General features: G+C 60.2%; 13 protein-coding genes and 1 pseudogene. 6 read left to right on the top strand and 8 right to left on the bottom strand.

What is annotated here, in order from left to right; all coding sequences use genetic code 11:
- Positions 1-72: 72 nt before the first annotated feature.
- The gene (locus AC0IW7_RS02485) at positions 73-849 is read left to right on the top strand and encodes a ferredoxin--NADP reductase (RefSeq protein ID WP_471815571.1); all 777 of its coding nucleotides are present in this window, start codon (positions 73-75) and stop codon (positions 847-849) included.
- Between the two features lie 59 nt (positions 850-908).
- Here AC0IW7_RS02485 and AC0IW7_RS02480 read toward each other — a convergent pair whose 3' ends face one another.
- On the bottom strand, positions 909-2,231 hold the full coding sequence (locus AC0IW7_RS02480) for an aminotransferase class III-fold pyridoxal phosphate-dependent enzyme (protein ID WP_471815570.1): 1,323 nt from the start codon (positions 2,229-2,231) through the stop codon (positions 909-911).
- Positions 2,232-2,558: 327 nt separating this feature from the next.
- Here AC0IW7_RS02480 and AC0IW7_RS02475 point away from each other — a divergent pair, with 327 nt between their 5' ends.
- Complete coding sequence (locus AC0IW7_RS02475; protein ID WP_471815569.1) at positions 2,559-3,350, top strand: aldolase; 792 nt, start codon at positions 2,559-2,561, stop codon at positions 3,348-3,350.
- 67 nt (positions 3,351-3,417) lie between these two features.
- Here AC0IW7_RS02475 and urtE read toward each other — a convergent pair whose 3' ends face one another.
- From urtE to urtA, 5 genes are all read right to left on the bottom strand, one after another.
- Entirely contained in the window at positions 3,418-4,116 is a 699-nt protein-coding gene (gene urtE, locus AC0IW7_RS02470) for an urea ABC transporter ATP-binding subunit UrtE (RefSeq protein ID WP_471815568.1), read from the bottom strand.
- 142 nt (positions 4,117-4,258) lie between these two features.
- The gene (urtD, locus tag AC0IW7_RS02465) at positions 4,259-5,134 is read right to left on the bottom strand and encodes an urea ABC transporter ATP-binding protein UrtD (protein ID WP_471815567.1); all 876 of its coding nucleotides are present in this window, start codon (positions 5,132-5,134) and stop codon (positions 4,259-4,261) included.
- Positions 5,135-6,214, bottom strand: coding sequence for an urea ABC transporter permease subunit UrtC (gene urtC / locus AC0IW7_RS02460; RefSeq protein WP_463550555.1), 1,080 nt, complete (start codon positions 6,212-6,214; stop codon positions 5,135-5,137).
- Positions 6,211-7,794, bottom strand: coding sequence for an urea ABC transporter permease subunit UrtB (gene urtB, locus AC0IW7_RS02455; protein WP_471815566.1), 1,584 nt, complete (start codon positions 7,792-7,794; stop codon positions 6,211-6,213). The genes urtC and urtB overlap by 4 nt, the downstream gene beginning before the upstream one ends.
- Positions 7,795-7,997: 203 nt before the next feature.
- Positions 7,998-9,266 (bottom strand): urea ABC transporter substrate-binding protein, encoded by a 1,269-nt coding sequence (gene urtA, locus AC0IW7_RS02450; protein WP_122452268.1) that lies wholly within the window; start codon positions 9,264-9,266, stop codon positions 7,998-8,000.
- A 626-nt stretch (positions 9,267-9,892) separates the two neighbouring features.
- Between urtA and AC0IW7_RS02445 the strand changes: the two genes are divergently transcribed.
- From AC0IW7_RS02445 to AC0IW7_RS02430, 4 genes are read left to right on the top strand one after another with little or no spacing between them, the layout of a single operon-like run.
- Positions 9,893-10,687 carry a hypothetical protein gene (locus tag AC0IW7_RS02445; protein WP_471815565.1) on the top strand — a complete coding sequence of 265 codons (795 nt, stop codon included), beginning with the start codon at positions 9,893-9,895 and terminating at the stop codon, positions 10,685-10,687.
- A 57-nt stretch (positions 10,688-10,744) separates the two neighbouring features.
- Positions 10,745-11,335 (top strand): hypothetical protein, encoded by a 591-nt coding sequence (locus AC0IW7_RS02440; RefSeq protein WP_471815564.1) that lies wholly within the window; start codon positions 10,745-10,747, stop codon positions 11,333-11,335.
- Between the two features lie 19 nt (positions 11,336-11,354).
- The gene (locus AC0IW7_RS02435) at positions 11,355-12,116 is read left to right on the top strand and encodes an N-acetylmuramoyl-L-alanine amidase (protein WP_471815563.1); all 762 of its coding nucleotides are present in this window, start codon (positions 11,355-11,357) and stop codon (positions 12,114-12,116) included.
- 11 nt (positions 12,117-12,127) lie between these two features.
- Positions 12,128-12,772 carry a glycoside hydrolase family 19 protein gene (locus AC0IW7_RS02430; RefSeq protein ID WP_471815562.1) on the top strand — a complete coding sequence of 215 codons (645 nt, stop codon included), beginning with the start codon at positions 12,128-12,130 and terminating at the stop codon, positions 12,770-12,772.
- Here the strand turns inward: AC0IW7_RS02430 and AC0IW7_RS02425 are convergent.
- On the bottom strand, positions 12,762-13,625 hold the full coding sequence (locus tag AC0IW7_RS02425) for a methyl-accepting chemotaxis protein (RefSeq protein ID WP_471815609.1): 864 nt from the start codon (positions 13,623-13,625) through the stop codon (positions 12,762-12,764). The two genes, AC0IW7_RS02430 and AC0IW7_RS02425, sit on opposite strands and share 11 nt — an antisense overlap.
- Positions 13,617-14,387: pseudogene (locus tag AC0IW7_RS02420) on the bottom strand (MCP four helix bundle domain-containing protein); the annotation flags it as partial. The gene AC0IW7_RS02425 and the pseudogene AC0IW7_RS02420, both read right to left, overlap by 9 nt.
- Between the last annotated feature and the right edge of the window lie 118 nt (positions 14,388-14,505).

Below are 14,505 nucleotides of genomic sequence, written 5' to 3'. Positions count from 1 at the left end.
ATGCTTTGCAGGTATTGCCGCGCCGCACTTTGCGCGACACTTGGGCCATCGGCTTTGAAAGGATGTGTGCGTATGACCGCTAGCGACGACAAATTCACCCGCGAAACCTTGCTGGACGTGCGGCCCTGGTCGCCCACCCTGTTCAGCCTGCGTTGCACCCGCGACGCCGGCTTTCGCTTCCGCGCCGGGCAGTTCGCGCGCCTGGGCGTGCAAAAGGCCGACGGCAGCGTGGTGTGGCGCGCGTATTCGATGCTGTCGGCGCCCCATGATGAACACTTGGAGTTTTTCTCCATCGTGGTGCCAGGCGGGGAATTCACCAGCGAGCTGAGCCGCTTGCAGGTCGGCGACGAATTGCTGGTGGAGCGTCAGGCGGTGGGCTATCTGACCCTGGACCGCTTCGTTGATGGCCGCGACTTGTGGTTGATCGGCACGGGCACCGGCTTGGCGCCGTTTCTGTCGATTCTGCAAGATTTCGAAGTGTGGCAGCGCTTCGAACGCGTGGTGCTGGTGTACAGCGCTCGCAGCAGAAGCGAGCTGGCTTATCAGGACATGATTGCCGGCCTGATGCAGCGCGATTACCTGGCCGAATACGCCGACAAGTTTGTCTACGTGCCCATCGTTACCCGTGAAGAAGTGCCCGGCGCCTTGCATGGCCGGGTCACCGGTTTGATCGCCAGTGGCGAGCTGGAAAAGGCGGCCGGCCTTGCGCTGACGCCAGAGCATTCACGGGTGATGCTGTGCGGCAATCCGCAAATGATCGACGACTGCCGCGCCGTGCTGAAGACCCGCGACATGCAACTGAGCCTGACCCGCCGGCCAGGCGCGGTGGCGGTGGAGAATTATTGGTAAATGTCGCGTTCAATTGTGGGAGCGGCCGGGCGGCGATCCGCTTTGGCCGCGAGCTTTTTTCAGCCGGCGTGTTTCGCTGAAAACTCGCCGATTACTTCGTCAAAAATCGCCAACGCCTGCGCGACCTGCTCCGGGTTCACGATGCACGGCGGCACTACGTGAATGCGGTTTTCGACGATAAAGGTCAGCAACCCCCGCGCCTGAAACGCTGCTTTCATCTGCGCCATCACCGGCGGCGCCAGCGGCGTTTTCTTCTGCCGGTCGCTGACCAGTTCCAGCGCCCAGAACAGGCCAATGCCACGGGCTTCGCCGATCAGAGCGTGTTTGGCGGCCAGCGCTTTAAGGCCGGGGCCGAGGTATTCCTGGCCGATCATGCGGGCGTTGTCGACGATGCCTTCTTCAGCCATCACATCCAGCGTGGCAACGATCGCGGCCATCGCCAGCGGATGCCCGGAATAGGTCAGGCCACCGGGGAAAAAACGGTTCTCGTAGAACTCGGCAATCGGCTGCGAAATCATCACGCCACCGGCCGGCACGTAGCCTGAGTTCACGCCTTTGGCGAAGCAGATCAGGTCGGGCACCACGTCGAAATTATCCATCGCCAGCCAGGCGCCGGTGCGGCCGAAACCGGCCATCACTTCGTCGAGAATCAGCACAATGCCGAACTCGTCAGCCAGCGCCCGCACGCCTTTCATGTAGCCCTTGGGCGGCACCAGAATGCCGGCGGTGCCAGGCACGCTTTCGAGCAGAATCGCCGCCACCGAATTCGGCCCTTCGCATTCGATAATTCGGCGCAGGTGCTGCAACGCGCGCTCGCATTCCTGCTCTTCACTGCCGGCGTAGAACTCGGTGCGGTACAGGTACGGATTGAAAAAATGCACATGGCCTCGGGCGAATTCATTCGGCACGCGGCGCAAGTCGCCGGTGGCGGCAATCGCCGAGCCGGTGCTGCCGTGGTACGAGCGATAGGCCGAGAGAATTTTGTCGCGCCCGGTGAATTGGCGGGCCATGCGCATGGCGTTTTCGTTGGCGTCGGCACCGGCGTTGGTGAAGAACACTTTGCTGAAATTGGCCGGTGCGTGGGACAGGATGCGCTTGGCCGCTTCGCCGCGCATCAGGTTGGCGGTGGCGGGCGCGACCGTCACCAGCGAGCCGGCCTGTTCTTGAATGGCGGCGATCACTTTCGGGTGTTGGTGGCCAATGTTGGTGTTGACCAACTGGCTGCTGAAATCCAGGTACTGATTGCCGTCGTAATCCCACAGCGTGCAACCCTGGCCGCCGGCGATCACCAACGGATTGAGGGCGCTCTGGATCGACCAGGAGTGGAACACGAATTGGCGATCGAGGGCGTGGACGTAGGCGTTGGAAATCTCGGTGCTCATGGCGGACCTCGCGAGCTGGACGGGGAATGGCGCCACCTTAGGAATAAACGCTGGCGGGGTCGTAGGGCCAGATGGGGGGAAAGGGTGGGTCAGGGGATTTTTCGTTTGCAGGTTGCCCTCTCCCCTAGCCCCTCTCCCGCAAGCGGGCGAGGGGAATCTAACCGCGTACGCTGCTGGTCTCCCCTCGCCCGCTTGCGGGAGAGGGGCCGGGGGTGAGGGCCGAATTCACCGCAATTCCATCTGGCCCATCGCAGCAGCCCATCTGCCCCTATCCAATCCAGCCAGCCCCGCTAGTCTTACCCCATCCCACTTCACCAGGAGCCTGCCATGGCCCACGCCTTCGAACTCAACCGCGCCCCCGCCGCCGAGGTGCTTGCCGCCGACCTCAATACCCCCGCCATCCGCGAGGCGCGAGTCGACCTGGCGGCGTGCTTTCGCATGGCCGCGCACCTGGGCATGGGCGAGGGCATCTGTAATCACTTCTCGGTGGTGTTGCCCGGCCATCCGCAGTTGTTTCTGGTCAATCCGTATGGCTTGGCGTTTGCCGAAGTGACGGCGTCGTCGTTGCTGATCTGCGATTTCGAGGGGCGGGTGGTGCTGGGTGACGGCAAGCCCGAGGCCACGGCGTTTTTTATCCACGCCCAATTGCACCGTTTGAACCCGCGCGCCACGGCGGCCTTCCACACCCACATGCCCAACGCCACGGCGCTGTGCATGCTCGAAGGGGAGCCGTTTGTATGGGCCGGGCAAACGGCGCTGAAGTTTTATCAGCGCCTGGCCGTGGACGAGCATTACAACGGCCTGGCGCTGGACAACGCCGAAGGCGAGCGCATCGCCCGCGCGGCCGGCAATGCTGATGTGGTGATGCTGAAAAACCATGGCCCGCTGGTGCTGGGGCCGAGCATTGCCGAGGCCTGGGACGACCTTTACTACCTTGAACGCGCCGCCGAGGTGCAGCTCAAAGCCATGAGCAGCGGCCGCCCGTTAAAACCCGTGTCCCATGAAATTGCCAGCGCGGCGAGCAAGCAGATGCTGATCGGCAACGCCGAGAGTGCGCGGCTGCATTTGGATAGCGTGAAGCGGCAGTTGGCCAAGCGCGAGCCCGAGTACAGCGTTTGATTGGGGCGCGCGATGCTGGTTAAACGCATCGCGGCTAAAGCCGCTTCCACACGGTTGCGGTGGGGGGCTAGATAGCCACCAACCCGCGCACGCCATCCGCTTCCATGCTCTCGCCGCGTCCCTGCTGCACGATCTCGCCGCGTGACATCACCAGGTACTGATCGGCCAGCTCTGCGGCGAAATCGTAAAACTGCTCCACCAGCAAAATCGCCATGTCGCCCCGGGCGGCGAGCTTTTTGATTACTGCGCCGATTTCCTTGATCACCGAGGGCTGAATGCCTTCGGTGGGCTCGTCGAGAATCAGCAGGCGCGGGTTGCTCGCTAGGGCGCGGCCAATCGCCAGCTGCTGTTGCTGGCCGCCAGACAAGTCGCCGCCGCGACGCTGTTTCATTTCCTTGAGTACCGGGAACAGCTCGTAGATAAACGCCGGCACTTCCTTGGCCTGTGAACCGGGGAAACGCGACAGGCCCATTAGCAGGTTTTCTTCCACTGTCAGGCGCCCGAAAATTTCCCGGCCCTGGGGCACATAGGCGATTCCGGCGTGCACGCGCTGGTGCGGTTTGAACTCGGTGATGGGCTTGCCTTCCCATTGCACTGCGCCTTCTTTGGACGGGATAAGACCCATCAGGCACTTGAGTAACGTGGTTTTGCCCACGCCGTTGCGGCCCAGCAGGCAGGTGACTTCGCCAACCTTGGCCTCGAACGACAAGCCGCGAAGAATGTGGCTGCCGCCGTAGAACTGGTGGAGTTTTTCGACTTGAAGCATGTATGTGTCCCTGGTCTGGTGGGGCAAGGGCAACGGCCCCTCTCCCCCGGCCCCTCTCCCGCAGGCGGGCGAGGGGAGCAAAACAAAGCGCGATCAGTCCCCTCTGCCCACGAAGTGGGAGAGGGTTAGGGAGAGGGTTTTCCTACCGCCCCAAATAAACCTCAATCACCCGTTCATCCGCCTGCACATCGGCCAGCGAGCCTTCGGCCAGCACGCTGCCTTGGTGCAACACCGTGACGTGGTCGGCAATGGAGCCGACAAAGCCCATGTCGTGCTCCACCACCATCAGCGAGTGCTTGCGCGCCAGTGACTTGAACAGCTCGGCGGTGAACTCGGTTTCGGCGTCGGTCATGCCCGCCACCGGTTCGTCGAGCAGTAGCAGTTGCGGGTCTTGCATCAGCAACATGCCGATTTCCAGGAACTGTTTCTGCCCGTGGGACAGCAAACCGGCGGGGCGCTGCCGCGAGCTGTCGAGGCGAATGGTGGTCAGCACTTCGTCAATGCGGTCGCGCTGCTCGCCGCTCAGTTTGGCGCGCAGGCTGGCCCACACCGACTTGTTGGTTTTAAGTGCCAGCTCCAGGTTTTCAAACACGCTGAGGGCTTCGAATACCGTAGGTTTCTGGAACTTGCGACCAATGCCGGACTGGGCGATTTGCACTTCGCTCATGCGCGTCAGGTCGAGGGTTTCGCCGAAGTAGGCTTTGCCATTGTCGGGCCGGGTTTTGCCGGTGATCACGTCCATCATCGTGGTCTTGCCGGCGCCGTTCGGGCCGATGATGCAGCGCAATTCACCCACGCCGATGTACAGGCTCAGGTTGGTTAATGCCTTGAAGCCGTCGAAGCTGACGTTGATGTCTTCCAGGGTCAGGATGGTGCCGTGGCGCACGTCCAGGCCTGGCCCGGCGGCACGGCCCAAACCCAGGGAGTCGCGGCTGGTGCCGGCGTCGCTGTTGGGGTTCTGGTTCGCCGGATCGTAAGCCGGTTCGAGCATGAATTCGGGTACGGGCGTGGCGCGCATTTACTGTTCCCCCTTTTTACGCAGCAAGCCGATCACGCCCTTGGGCAGATACAGCGTCACCAAGATAAACAAGGCCCCCAAGGCGAACAGCCAATACTCGGGAAAGGCCACGGTGAACCAACTCTTCATGCCATTCACCAGCCCGGCGCCGAGCAGCGGGCCGACGAGGCTGCCGCGACCGCCAAGCGCCACCCACACGGCCGCTTCGATGGAGTTGGTCGGCGACATTTCGCTGGGGTTGATGATGCCCACCAGCGGCACATACAACGCCCCGGCCAGGCCGCACAGCACGGCGCTCAGCACCCAGATGAAGAGCTTGTAACCGCGCGGGTCGTAGCCGCAGAACATCAGGCGGTTTTCCGCATCGCGCAGGGCAGTGAGCACCCGGCCGAATTTGCTTTTCGCCAACCGCCAGCCCAGCAACAGGCTGGCGGTGAGCAGCGCGACAATTGCCAGGAATAACACCGTGCGGGTGCCTTGGGCGGTGATGTCGAAACCCAGAATGGTGCGGAAGTTGGTGAAGCCGTTGTTGCCGCCGAAACCGGTTTCGTTGCGGAAGAACAGCAGCATGCCGGCGAAGGTCAGGGCCTGGGTCATGATCGAGAAATACACGCCCTTGATCCGCGAGCGGAAGGCGAAGAAACCGAACACCAGCGCCAGCAAACCGGGCGCTAGCACCACCAGGCACATGGCCCAGAGGAAATGCTGAGTGCCGGTCCAGTACCACGGCAATTCGGTCCATGACAGAAACACCATGAATGCCGGCAGGCCGTCGCCGGCACTTTCGCGCATCAGGTACATGCCCATGGCATAACCGCCGAGGGCAAAGAACAGGCCGTGGCCCAGCGACAGCAAACCGGCGTAACCCCACACCAGGTCGAGCGCCAGGGCGACGATGGCGTAGCAGAGAATCTTGCCCACCAGCGTCAGCGTGTAGGCCGACACCTGCAGTGGGTTGTCGGCCGGCAGCAGGTGCAGCAGCGGCAGAATCACCAGAATGGCGAGCACCACGGCGCCCACGGCGAGGGTCAATTTGGGGCCGGCTTTTTGCGCCAGCGTAAGGCTTATTGGCTGGTTCAATCGATCACCCGACCTTTCAGTGCAAAGAGGCCCTGCGGACGCTTCTGAATAAACAGAATGATCAACGCGAGGATAAGGATCTTGCCCAGTACGGCGCCGATCTGCGGTTCCAGAATTTTGTTGGCGATGCCCAAGCCGAAGGCGGCCATGACACTGCCCGCCAGTTGCCCGACGCCGCCGAGTACCACCACCAGAAACGAGTCGATGATGTAGCTCTGGCCGAGGTCCGGGCCGACGTTGCCGATCTGGCTCAGCGCCACGCCACCGAGGCCGGCAATGCCGGAGCCGAGGCCGAAGGCGAGCATGTCTACGCGCCCGGTTGGTACGCCGCAGCAGGCGGCCATGTTGCGGTTCTGGGTGACGGCGCGAACGTTGAGACCCAGGCGGGTCTTGTTCAGCAGCAGCCAGGTGAGCAGCACCACAAACAAGGCGAAACCGATGATCACCATGCGGCTGTAAGGCAGCACGAGATTGGGCAATACCTGCACGCCGCCGGACAACCACGCCGGGTTGGCCACTTCCACGTTTTGCGCGCCAAACAGCACGCGCACCAGTTGGATAAGAATCAGGCTGATGCCCCAGGTCGCCAGCAGGGTTTCCAGTGGGCGGCCATACAAGTGACGAATTACCGTGCGCTCCAGCGCCATGCCGATGGCCGCCGTGACGAAAAACGCCACCGGCAGCGCCACCAGCGGATACAACGCCAGCGCATCGGGGGCGAAGCGCTGAAAGAGGATTTGCACCATGTACGTGGAGTAGGCGCCGAGCATCAGCATTTCGCCGTGGGCCATGTTGATCACGCCCAGCAAGCCAAAGGTGATCGCCAAGCCAAGGGCCGCGAGCAGCAGAATCGAGCCAAGCGACAAGCCGCTAAAGGCTTGGCCCAGCAGCTCGCCGAACAGCAGTCGACGCTTCACTTGCGCCAGACTGGTTTCGGCAGCGGTGCGCACGCCGGCGTCGGTTTCAACCGCCGGGTCGAGCAAGGTTTCCAGCCGCGTGCGCGCCAGCGGCTCGCCGGTGTCGCCCAGCAGGCGCACGGCGGCCAGGCGAATGGCCGGGTTGGGGTCGATCAGCTGCAAGTTGGCCAGGGCCAACGACAAGGCGTCGCGCACGGTGTCGTCGTCTTCGCTGGCGACCCGGGCATTGAGCAACGCCAACTGCGCCGGCTTGGCGCTTTTTTGCAGTTGCTGGGCGGCGTTCAGGCGCACGGTCGGGTCTTTGTCGAGCAACTGGTGACTGGCTTGCGCGGTGCCGATCAAACCGCGCAGGCGGTTGTTGAGCGGGATTTTCTTCGGCGTCGACGCCGGTTGCGCCTCGCCACCTTCAGCGGCTTGCCAGCCGGTGTCGGTTTGCAGGAACGGGGCTTTATTGCTGTCGCTCGCCAAGCGGCCTTGTTGCAGCGCCTCGATCAGCGGCAGGCGATTGGCGTCTGGTTGCGCGGACCAGGTTTCCAGCAGCGTCGCCTGTTTGGCGGCGTTAGCGGCAACGAAGTCGGCTGCATCGCCAGCCTGCACGGCAGGCGCCAGCAGGGTCAGCAACAGCAGAAAAAATAATGGGGGGCGGAGCAGGGCAGTGAGCATGGAAGCGTCCTTGAGGGTGGTGCCGGACGAAGGGTGCAGGGTGCGTTAGCCGCAGCCCTCTCCCCCAGCCCCTCTCCCGCAAGCGGGCGAGGGGAGACAAGCCAGGCAGCGCAGGTTTCAAACTGTGCGCCGCTCAGGCCCCCTCTGCCCACGCAGTGGGAGAGGGCTGGGGAGAGGGTTTTGTCTTTTCGAGCGGAACCGTCTTACTTCGACTTAACCGCGTAATCCGGCTTCTTGTCGTTCCCTGGGATGTACGGGCTCCACGGTTGGGCGCGTACCGGGCCTTCGGTTTGCCAGACCACGTTGAACTGCCCGTCTTCCTGAACCTCACCGATCATCACCGGTTTGTGCAGGTGGTGGTTGGTTTTGTCCATGACCATGGTGTAGCCGTCAGGCGATACGAATTCCTGGCCCGCCATGGCTTCGCGCACTTTGTCGACGTCGGTGGTGCCGGCTTTGTTGACGGCTTGCGCCCACATGTTGATGCCGACATACGTGGCTTCCATCGGGTCGTTGGTGACCGCGGTCTGGTAGTTCGGCAGGTTCTTCGCCTTGGCGTAGGCCTTCCAGCTGTCGACGAATTTCTTGTTGGTGGGGTTATCCACCGACTGGAAGTAGTTCCAGGCGGCCAGTTGGCCCACCAGCGGTTTGGTGTCGATGCCGCGCAGTTCTTCTTCACCTACCGAGAACGCCACCACCGGCGTTTCGGTCGCTTCGATGCCCTGGTTACCCAGCTCTTTGTAGAACGGCACGTTGGAGTCGCCGTTAACAGTGGAGATCACAGCGGTTTTGCCGCCAGCGGAGAATTTCTTGATGTTGGCAACGATGGTTTGGTAGTCGCTGTGGCCGAACGGGGTGTAGACCTCTTCGATGTCTTTGTCGGCTACGCCTTTGCTGTGTAGGAAGGAACGCAGAATTTTGTTGGTGGTCCGCGGGTACACGTAGTCCGTGCCCAGTAGGAAGAAGCGCTTGGCGGCGCCGCCGTCTTCGCTCATCAGGTATTCAACGGCCGGAATCGCCTGTTGGTTTGGCGCAGCGCCGGTGTAGAACACGTTCGGCGACATTTCTTCGCCTTCGTATTGCACGGGGTAGAACAGCAGGCCGTTGAGTTCTTCGTACACCGGCAGCACCGATTTACGCGACACCGAGGTCCAGCAACCGAAGGTCACGGCGACTTTGTCCTGAGTCAGCAACTGGCGGGCTTTTTCAGCGAACAACGGCCAGTTGGAAGCAGGGTCGACCACAACCGGCTCAAGCTTTTTGCCGAGCACACCACCTTTGGCGTTGATTTCATCGATGGTCATCAACGCCATGTCTTTGAGCGACGTTTCCGAAATGGCCATGGTGCCGGACAGCGAATGCAGAATGCCGACCTTGATGGTCTCGGCAGCTTGCAGGGTGTAAGGGAACAGGCCGCTGAGCAGCAGGGTACTGGCAGCGAGGGTAGCTTTGAGGAACGGGCGGCGTTTCATCGGGGGAAGCTCCTGGGCGGTCCGTGCACATCACTGGTGGAAGGCAGATGGTTTTTATCAGTGGGTGCGCTTGTCTCTAAGGCACCAATCTCTAGCCACAGCGGGTAGTTGCGTGAAGCCCGGCTGCGCGTCAAAGCAATGGCAGCATCCGTGCCAAATCGCGCAAACCGCGTGGCCATGGGGTTAACCGCCTGCTCCGCTTCCCAGTGCGCTTATTCAATGCGCCGTATTGGTGCATTTTTCCGCTGTTTTTCCTAGCGCGGGCGCGTTTGTGTTCTGTTTTGTCGCTTTCAGAACAGGACAGGCAGAATCGTGCTTGCGGTGCTGTCTGGATATACAGTAGTCTGAGCGCCTTCTCCAGGTCGGAACCTTCCCCGCTTCCGGCCCATTAAGCAGCTCTTTTATCGAGCTGCTTTTTTTTTGCCCGCCAGTTGCCCGCACATATCCTACGAAGCCAGCGAACCGCAGCGCTTTTCGTGGCGTTATCTACCTGCTGGAAAGAACTGTCCGAGTCGCGCTTCGGACGTGGGCGATGTGTTTGCACAAGAACCCTTATTACCTTGTTTCCCCGGCAGCCAAAGCGCGTGTCGCAAGTTTCTTAATGGTTTTTCAGTCAGGAGAAGTTCATGGGTCGCTCGCAATCAATAGCGGAAATGCAAGCCAAAGAAGATGAGTACCGGGCGTATATAAACAAGATCGAAAATGAACTTGAGGAAAAAGCAAAGAAACATAGCGATGAGATGCAAGCGAAGATCGACAGTTTCTACAAAGACAACGATTACGATAAAACCGACTTTATCTCCGGCCGTAACTCCGACTTTATGCAGGCGTCTGATTGGTCGCTCGGTAATGTCCAGAAAATAATCGAATCCATTGCCAAGGCCGTATTGGGCGGTGAAGGCAAAGTGCCTTCGGGGGTAGAAGTCAATAAATCCATTGATCTCGGTAAATCGGTTTCCAATTTAACCAATCTTCAAAGCTATGTAGCTGGCAAATGCTTTGAAGTATTGGGCGGCATCGTCGAGAGCTTCGGCAGTGCGAGCTCGGTGTCGTTTAACTCTTCCTACAAGAGCCAACCGCTCGGCAACGGCATGCATCTTTTTGCTACGGTGGTTTGCGATTCCTACAAATCGACCAGCTTTTTCGAGAACCAGCAGATCTACCAATACTTGTACATCTATGAAGTGAAGTACTCGGTAGGTGAAGCGCAAACACAAGCGAAGATGGAGCTGACCCGACTTTACGAGGATCAAATCGCCACGTTTACGCAGAAAGTCCATGGTTTTCTTGATCAGCTGGCGGCGGACAAAATTACCGCCGAGCAGTATCAGTCCAGTGTTGAAATCTACAGTCAGTTAATTGCGAACAGCACGAAGTCGCTCGCCGGATTGCGCGCCAAACTTATGCTGGCAGCTCGCTGATATTGTCCATTCGCAGCGCTTATTTGCGCTGCTCTTGTCACCCGTTAGAGAATTGATATGAGCTATGAAATTGCACTGTGGCGCGTGCCTGCGCCGGTTGTTAAAGAAGGCAAGTATTCAAGTGTTATTGAAGATCGCGGTGTGCTGAAAAAAGCCATTGCCGATAGCAACTCAAACTACCTGTTTAGCGAAGTCGGGCCGGGCGTACAGCCGCTGGCCATTATTGGCACGCGCATGGAAATAGCCGCCTACCTGATCGGCAAGAAAGACAAAAAAGTCGTGAACAAGATTGCAGCCCTGCCCGACATCTACATGGGTGTAACGCCATACAAAAAGGGCGAACGTTTTCGCGGGTTGTTTCCCGCTCACGACTTCGGCATTCAGCTGTTCGGCCAGTTAGCCAAATTCTTCCCCAATGTGGCTGATCTCAAGGTTCCAGCCTTTGTCGACGCCGCCGGGCTGCCGGGCGATGCCAAGGAGCTGTTGTCAGTGTTGGAACGCTTCAATCGCGAGCAAGGCGAGTCCCAGGGTGATCTGATTTATTTGAAGCTCAGCTACTTGTCGGAAGACCAGATGAGCAAGATCGGGACTTCCGAAGTTTCGTTCGCCTCCATCCTCAACTTGCTCGCTGTCGCGAATAAAAAGTGATCGCCTTGAGGAGGCCGCGATGAACATCGACAACACCACTTACCGCTCGAAGTCTTTTGATAGCCGGGTCTGTTTTCTGGTGATGCACTACACCGTGGGTGACTTCGCGCGGTCAGTAGCCGAGCTCACTGCACCGCAGTCGGTCAGCGTGCAATACATCGTGCCGGATCCCACCGATCCCAGTTACCTGGCGGCCGGGTTTTCCGGCGTGCGTATCTTCAATCTGGTGGATGAGCAGTACCGCGCGCGCCATGCCGGTGTAAGCAACTGGCGCGGCCGCAGCAACCTGAACGACACCAGCATCGGCATCGAAATCGTCAACACGGCGCACGACGGTGAGCACGGCGAAATCATCTTCGTGCCCTACAACCGTGAGCAAATCCAGGCGGTTAAAGAGCTGGCGGCGGACATTCTGCGGCGCTATCCGACCATCACCCCGCTCAATGTTGTGGGCCATTCCGATATTGCGCCCACACGTAAAAGCGATCCGGGGCCGTTGTTCCCTTGGTACGAACTGTACGAAGCCGGTATCGGTGCGTGGTACGAGGAGGAGGCTAAAGCGCGCTTCTTGCAGCAGTACGCGAAGGCTGGGGTGGATGCACGGGACGTGGTGAAAAAGCTCGGTCAACTGGGCTACGACATTTCGGTGGCGAGCGACGCCGACGGTATCAAAGCCTTGTTGCGCGCCTTCCAGATGCACTACCGGCCGAGCAACTACAGCGGGGTGCTGGACGTGGAAACGGCGGCCGTTCTGGCGGCACTTGTCGAAAAATACTGCTGAGTACCCACGCCATGTTGATCACCGAAGCACAACTGCAGCAGGTATTTCCCAAGGGGCAGGGCGTTGTAGGCGCGTTTGTGCCGGACTTGAACGACGCCATGCAGGTATACGAAATCAACACGCCAGCGCGCGTTGCTGCGTTTATTGCCCAGGTAGGTTTCGAAAGCGCGCAGTTCACCCACCTGGTCGAAATGCTCGGCTACAGCACCGAGCGCCTGGCCGCGCTGTGGCCCAACCGTTTCTGCGGGCCGGACGGCAAACCCAATGCACTGGCGCAACAGCTGGGCGGTCACTCTGAGGCGATTGCCAATTCGGTGTATGCCAACCGTCTTGGAAACGGTCCGCCAGAGTCCGGGGATGGCTGGCGCTTTCGGGGCCGGGGTTTGATTCAGCTGACCGGCCGCAGTAATTACCACCAGGCCGGAGCGGATCTGAACGTGGATTTGGAGACCTCGCCCGAGCTGCTTGAACAGCCGCGTTACGCCTGTTTGACCGCTGCATGGTTTTGGTCAAAACACGGTTTGAATGCGCTGGCCGATGCGGGCGATTTCAAGGCAATTACGTTGCGTATCAATGGCGGCCTGAATGGATATGACGGTCGCGCCGCGTTTTGGACAGCGGCGCGAAAGGTTCTGGCCGAAGACGTCACAGCGTAAAGCGGTTGACCAGACCGTTGAGGTCTACCGCCAGGCGCGAAAGGTCTTGGCTGGCCGCACTGGTTTCGTGCGCGCCAGCCGAGGTCTGTTGCGCCAGGTCGCGAATGTTGACCAGGTTTCGGTCCACTTCCCGCGCGACTTGCGCCTGCTCTTCCGAGGCGCTGGCGATCACCAGATTTCGTTCACTGATATGACTGATGGCCTGGGTGATTTCGCTCAGGGCAGCGCCAGCCGCACGGGCCAGTTCGAGGGTGCTGTTGGCGCGCTCGGTGCTGCTTTGCATGGCATTCATGGCCTGATCGGTGCCGTGCTGGATGCCGCCGATCATTTGCTCGATTTCCTGGGTTGATTGCTGGGTGCGGTGCGCCAGGGCGCGCACTTCGTCCGCCACCACGGCAAAGCCGCGACCGGCATCACCGGCGCGCGCGGCTTCGATGGCCGCGTTCAGGGCCAGCAAGTTGGTTTGCTCGGCGATGGAGCGAATGACATCGAGCACCTTGCTGATGTCGCGCACCTTGGTCGCTAGTTGTTCCACGTGCTCGGAGGTGGTGGACACGTCGCCCGCCAGGTCGCTGATGGAGTTGACGGTTTTGTTCACCTGCTCCTGGCCAAGCCGGGCGGTGCGGTCGGAGGCATTCGAGGCTTCGGAGGTGGCCACGGCGTTGCGCGCCACTTCGTCCACGGCGGCGGTCATTTGGTTGACCGCAGTGGCGGCCTGTTCAATTTCGTTGTTCTGCTGGTGCAAGCCACGGCTCGAATCTTCCGTGACGGCATTGAGTTCTTCGGCGGCGGAGGCGAGCTGGTCGGACGACTGGGCGATATGGTGAATGGTGTCTTTCAAACTCTGTTGCATGGCGCGCAATGAGCCGAGTAGCAGGGCAGGCTCGTCGGTGCCGTTGACCTGAATGGTGGTGGACAGATTGCCCTTGGCCACGGTGGCTGCTACCTCCATGGCCTCGTTCAACGGCGTGACAATGCTGCGCGTGAGCAGCACCGCGAGCAGACCGGTCAGTGCAGCGGCCACCAACATAAAGGCCACCACCACCATCACCGCATCGTCGTAGTTGCGGGCCGACTGTTTGGCCTCTTCGTCCGCGCCCAGACGGTTAATTTCCATAAGCTTTTCCAACTGCGCGCCGAGGCCGTCGGAGTAGGTTTTGTACTCGCTGGCAAGGAAGGCTTTCATTTCGTCGACCTTGTCCTGGCTGGAAAGGGCGGCGAGCTTGCTGTTGGCTTGGTAGTAGCTGTCGAGCATGGCCTTGAAGGCTTGGTACTGGTCGCGCTCGGCGGTGCTGTTGATCAGCGGTTCATACGCGGCCTGAGCCTGATGCAGCTGCTGGGTCAGCTCTTGCTGGCGACTGATGACGGCCGGCAGTTGCGTGTCGCTGCGCTCGACCACGAAGCGAAAGGCGAGGATGCGCAGGCGCAGCATTTTTTCATTGATGACGCCTAGCGCGGCGTAGCTGGGCATGCCGTTGTCGTTGAGATCGACGGTGGTGGCGCGGATGTCCTTCATTTTGCCCAGGGCAAAAAGTCCGAGAAGCACCACCAGCAGCGCCACCAGGGAAAAGCTGAAAATAGCCCTCGGCGCAATCTTCAAACGACGTAACAGCATGGCAAAACACCTCATTGTGTTAGGAGTCGGAGCGTCTGGCTGCTCCGTGTTACGGGCCTTATAGGGCTATATCGTCAAACACCGCGCGAACATGAGTTGGCAAACATTTGCGTTTACA

Source organism: Pseudomonas sp. AC229 (genome assembly GCF_979254655.1).
The sequence above is the reverse complement of the archived record's forward strand: the minus strand, read 5'-3'. Positions and strand labels throughout refer to the sequence as shown.